At 57.6% G+C, this 5,053-nt stretch carries 5 protein-coding genes; 1 reads left to right on the top strand and 4 read right to left on the bottom strand.

The features are described from left to right. The 4 genes from NW848_RS11645 to NW848_RS11660 all read right to left on the bottom strand — a co-directional run. The coding region (locus NW848_RS11645; RefSeq protein ID WP_414511159.1) for an alpha/beta fold hydrolase at positions 1–238 on the bottom strand (238 nt) is incomplete at its 3' end. 342 nt (positions 239–580) lie between these two features. After that, entirely contained in the window at positions 581–2,161 is a 1,581-nt protein-coding gene (locus NW848_RS11650) for a chlorophyll a/b binding light-harvesting protein (RefSeq protein WP_011431392.1), read from the bottom strand. A gap of 48 nt (positions 2,162–2,209) precedes the next feature. Then, the gene (gene fldA, locus NW848_RS11655) at positions 2,210–2,719 is read right to left on the bottom strand and encodes a flavodoxin FldA (RefSeq protein ID WP_414402951.1); all 510 of its coding nucleotides are present in this window, start codon (positions 2,717–2,719) and stop codon (positions 2,210–2,212) included. 56 nt (positions 2,720–2,775) lie between these two features. Beyond that, positions 2,776–3,810, bottom strand: coding sequence for a chlorophyll a/b binding light-harvesting protein (locus NW848_RS11660; RefSeq protein WP_414511160.1), 1,035 nt, complete (start codon positions 3,808–3,810; stop codon positions 2,776–2,778). 390 nt (positions 3,811–4,200) lie between these two features. On the opposite strand from NW848_RS11660, the gene NW848_RS11665 reads away from it, so the two are divergent. Next, positions 4,201–5,019, top strand: coding sequence for an imelysin family protein (locus NW848_RS11665; protein WP_414402952.1), 819 nt, complete (start codon positions 4,201–4,203; stop codon positions 5,017–5,019). Positions 5,020–5,053 lie beyond the last annotated feature (34 nt).

Raw genomic sequence — 5,053 nt, forward strand, 5'->3', positions numbered from 1 at the left:
GGCTCTGAGCTATACGCACCAGGAGCTGTTCTCGGCTACAGCAAAACATTTTTCGTTGCACGTAGAAATGGGCATGCCAGGTGGCGGCAGGCTGACTGCCTACAGCCAGCAGGGTTAGAGACCGTATCCGCTGGGGGTAATAGTAGGCAAAAAGATAGGCAACCACCCCGCTCAAGCCGTGGCCGATGAGATGTACCGGTCGATCCCAAGCTTTTAGGTATTCGTATAGCAGCGTCACGACTGTCTCCAAACTACAGGGCTCATCCTGGGTTTGGTGATACTCCCAGTAGGCTACACGGAAACATTTTCCCAGGGATCCCAACAGAGGCCGATCGAAAAGCTTTAGACTGGGAGAAACGCCCAAATAAAGTGCTTCAAAAGAAGGCGCAGAAGCGGAACCTAAGCTCATTTTAGCCATCCCATTTCGACGGTCGAAAGATTAAAGTTGCTGGCTGACAAAAGCTTCATAAAAAAGGGTTATCGGATCCAGAAGCCGGCAGGCAAAAGGTAGAGCCAGATCTCGACAGAGAGAAGGGGATGAGGATCTCCCCTCCCTGCTTTGAGAAGCCTCAACCCTCCTTTACAGCCCCGGCAAAATCTGGGCTACCACATCGCCGCTGCCCAGGAGCATGTAGGCAAACAGGGCACCGCCAACGCCGCCCACCAGAAACCCTCCGGCCAACTGGCTCCAACCGGCGCGGGTGCGCAAGTTTTCCGGCAAATCCTCAGAGCCTGCCGGCACGCGCACCGGCTGAGGGGATCCCTGCGATTCGGCCATCAGTTGCACGCCCGGCGTCGGATAGGCCACCTCGCCGTAGGGGGTATTGACCACTGCCACCAGCCGCGAGCGAGGAAAGGACACCCGTCCGTAAATGGAGAGACAAACCGTCAGGATCAGCACCAGGCCGATGGTCGCCAGCGTCCCTGCCGTCAGGGCCTGCTCCGAATTCCGCAGCGGACTCAACTTGTAAAACGGCCCCACCAGGAAGTACCCATGAGCCATGCCGATCTCCAAGCCGCGCAAAAAAGGAGAGAGGCCCTCCCGGTAGATGGGCAGGTTTTGCAGCAGCAGCAGGGTGAGATCGCCCCGGTTTACCGGCGTGTCCAAGTTGCCCACCTGCGGATCTGTGGCTCGCACCCAGCCCCCGTGCTGGAAGTCAAAGCCGCTGGCTGCCGCCCGCGCCCGGATGGCATGCCAGATGTGCCCCGCCAAAAACAGGATCCCCAAGACAAAGTGGGCTGTGGCCAACCAGGTGCGGCTGCTCACCACACCCATCTCGTCGGCAGCCAGCCCCAGCGGCCCGTAGAAAGCCACCGGATAGGCGATCTCGTTGACGCTGACAAAATAGGCCGCCAAGATGCCCATGTAGGCCAGGGCCCCCAGGCTGTAGGAGAGGTAGGCTTCGCCCGAGTAGATCAGCACCTGCTTGGCCCAGGCAAAGGGCCGTGTGGCTATGTGCCACCATCCCCCCAGCACACAGAGCAGGCCGACATAGATGTGCCCTCCCACCAGATCTTCCAGATTGTTCACGGCGGCCATGCCCTGCTGGCCCATGAGCGGCGTCAGGTAGGCAAAGATCCGCAGCGGATTGAGGGTGGGATCCGTAACTACGCGCACGCGGCCCAGTTGAGCATCGTACAGCCCTCCCCAGAAGAGCGCTTTGGCCACCAGCAACCAGGCCCCCAGCCCCAGCAGCAGCAGGTGGATCCCCAGGATGGTGGTCATCTTGTCGTCGTCTTCCCAGTCGTAGCCGAAAAACTCGGCAAAGGTTTCTCCCTTGGCCAGCACCTCCGGCCCCAAAAGGGCGTGGAAGATCCCTCCTGCCCCCAGCACCGCCGAGGCAATCAGGTGCAGAACGCCCACCACAAAAAAGGGATAGGGATCCGTGGCCACCCCCTCTGCATTCACGCCGATGCCCAACGTGGCCAAATGGGGCAGCAAGATCAGCCCCTGGCTGCCCATGGGCTGAGCCGGATCCCAGTGGGCCACCTCAAACAAAGTCATGCCGCCGGCCCACAGCATGATCAACCCCGCATGGGCCACGTGGGCCCCCAGCAGCTTTCCGGACAGATTCACCAAGCGAGCATTGCCCGCCAGCCAGCTCACCTGAGGGGATCCCTCAGCAGAGGTAGGCGATGAAGATAGAACTGCGCCAGTCATGACAAACTCCCACAGTATCCACAACAAGCTAAGAAGCCGAGTTTGAGATTACAGATTGAAGAGTGTTTTGAGTTTGGCCGTCCACTCTTTAATTCGTTTTTCCGTCAGCTCCGGCTGATTGTCTTCATCCAGAGCAAGGCCGACAAACTCGCCGTTAACCACTCCCTTGGACTCATTGAACTCGTAGCCTTCTGTAGGCCAGGAGCCGACGTTTTTTCCGCCGCGCTCGGCAATTTTTTGGGTCAGGATCCCCATGGCATCTTGAAAGTTGTCGGGATAGCCCAACTGATCCCCAACTCCAAAATAGGCTACCGTCTTACCGGAAAAATCGATTTCATCCAAATAGGGGAAAAACCCATTCCAATCGGCCTGCAGCTCCCCGATATTCCAAGTTGGACAGCCGATGATTAAGTAGTCGTACCTATCAAAGTCCTCAACCGTGGCCTCGGCAATGTTGATCAAATCTACATTGTCTTCGCCCAGCTCTTTTTGGATCATCTCAGCGGCTCTCTCGGTATTTCCGGTTTGAGTGCCGAAAAATAGACCTACTTTTGCCATTGCTCCTACCTCGAAACTGCAAGTGCAAAGCTCAAAATCAGATGGCTAGATTGCCGTTAGGCCTGCTGCGCTGCAAGTTCTACTCTGCCGGTACGGAAATTGAACCCTCGCGCTTTCAGGGCATGGAACAGGTGGCCCTGAAGGAAGAAAAAGGCCAGCCAAAAATGGGCATTGGCCAGCCAAACCCTAGATGTGAGAGCTCCCCCTTGCTCAAAGAAGGGATAGCGATCCAAGCCCACCTGCAGCAGCGGCCCATAGAAAACTTCGGGATAGACCACTGGGTTAACGGCAACGAAATAGGCGGCAATAAATCCCATCAAGGCCAAAGCTCCCAAGCTGTAGGAAAGATAAGCTTCCCCAGACCAGATAAAAATCCGTTCTGCCCAGGCAAAAGGCTTGGTCGCGATATGCCAAACCCCACCTGCCACCAGGAGCAAGCCCAGCCAGAGGTGGCCGCCCACCACGTCTTCTAAAGTGTCCACCCCGGCGATCCAGTGGCGCCCTTCTATGCCCAACAGGTGGCCAAAGGGGTTCCAGTTGGGAGACACCAGGCGCACCTCTCCTGCCACCGGGTCGAACAAGCCGCCAAACACCACTGCCTTGAGCACCAAAAGCCAGGCTCCCAATCCCAGCAGCACCAGGTGGATCCCTAGGATGGTGGTCATCTCGTTTTTGTCTTGCCAGTCGTAGCTAAACAGGGGAAAGGCTTTGGGATCCAGCACCGCCGGCCCGCGCAGGGCATGAAAAATGCCGCCAAACCCCAAAAAGGCAGAGCTGATGAGGTGGATCGCTCCCACCGCAAAGTAGATATCCGTATCCAGGACTTCCCCGCCGGATCCCACCCCCAGCCCCAAGCTGGCCAGGTGGGGCAAGAGAATCAGCCCCTGCTCATACATCGGTCGGCTGGGGTCAAACTTGGCCAACTCGATCAGGGTCATCGCCCCTGCCCAGAGAACGATCAGCCCGGCATGGGCCACATGCGCCCCCAGCAGCCGGCCAGAAAGATCGGTCAAACGGGCGTTGCCCGCCCACCACGGGATCTGTTGTTGCGAGCTAGATCCCCCTTCTTGCTTGAGTGTCGTCGCTGTCATCTCCGCTCCTCTTGCGTTTCTAAACAAGCTTTTCTAGGAAAAGGCCAGAGACCTTGCCCCAGGCCCGCCTCTGGCCGCACGGACACATCCTTTCGAGACACGTAACCAACTGTTGAGAGTAAATCTCAACAGCGAGCTGTGACCTACTCTAGGCTTCTTGCAAACAAATATCAATGTCTTTAGAGTTAAGTTTTGTTAAGAGTCGGACTTGTATCCGCCCATAGCCCCACCTGGGGAAGCTGCAGATGGAAGCTGGCCCGCAGAGGGACGAGCCGGGCGATCCGGTGGCAGCCGGTGATAAAAATCTCTCCCTTCTTAAGATTGAGTCGCAATAGCTGGATTACAATCAAGCCAAAGTTGGCCAAGTCGAGGGCAAAGGAGTCGGAGGAGATGTCGAGGTATCTGAAGCTGTGGACGGGGATAGGGCTTTATGTTCTGGTCAGCGGGGCCGCTTGCGGGGAAACCCAAAAGGATCCCTCGGCTGCGGGCGGCGGGGATCCACCGGCCCTGAGCCAGGCTTCGCCTCAGCAGGCAGCTCAAATGAACCCGGAGTGTCGGCCTATCCCGGTGGATGGCGGCGGCGAGGGTGGGGAAGAAGGGGCAGGCTCTCGCCGGCCAGCCGTTGTGCTCTCTCCTGAGCAGCGGTTTCAGGATCGGCAGATTTTGCTCGACTTTGCCGATCAGGTGGTGATCCCTGCCTATGAGCAGTTGGTCGCCGATACCCAGGCCCTGTCTCAGGCCATCCAGGCCTTCGTGCAAGATCCCAATGCCCAGACTTTGCAAGCGGCTCGCCAGGCTTGGTCTGTTGCCCGCATCACTTGGGAGGAGAGCGAGGCTTTTGCCTTTGGGCCGGCGGCTTATTTGGGGCTGGATGCGGATTTGGACGAATGGCCCCTGAACGAGGTGGAGGTGCTGGAAGTTCTCAACAGCGGCGATCCCCTCACTCCAGAGACCGTGGCCGAGTTGGAAAGCGGGCAAAAGGGATTTCATGCCGTGGCCTTCTTGCTCTTTGGCGTGGATAACAACAAGTCTTTGCAAGACTTTACCGAGCGGGATCGGGAGTACTTGGCTGCCCTTGGCCCAGTTTTGGCGGATACGGCGGCAAAGCTGCTCAAAAGCTGGACAGAGGGAGTGCAAGGGCTGCCTGCTTTTCGCGAAGAATGGGTAAAAGCCGGCGAGGGCAGCAAGAGTTACAGCCTTTTAATTTAAAATAGGGTACAGGTATTCAAGAGGAAGGAGAGAA

This window comes from Synechococcus sp. RC10A2, from assembly GCF_047502605.1.

Coding starts and splice junctions, on each gene's coding strand:
- NW848_RS11650 (WP_011431392.1), bottom strand. CDS start 2,161: ATGACTGGCGCAGTTCTATCTTCATCGCCTACCTCTGCTGAGGGATCC.
- NW848_RS11660 (WP_414511160.1), bottom strand. CDS start 3,810: ATGACAGCGACGACACTCAAGCAAGAAGGGGGATCTAGCTCGCAACAA.
- fldA (WP_414402951.1), bottom strand. CDS start 2,719: ATGGCAAAAGTAGGTCTATTTTTCGGCACTCAAACCGGAAATACCGAG.
- NW848_RS11665 (WP_414402952.1), top strand. CDS start 4,201: ATGTCGAGGTATCTGAAGCTGTGGACGGGGATAGGGCTTTATGTTCTG.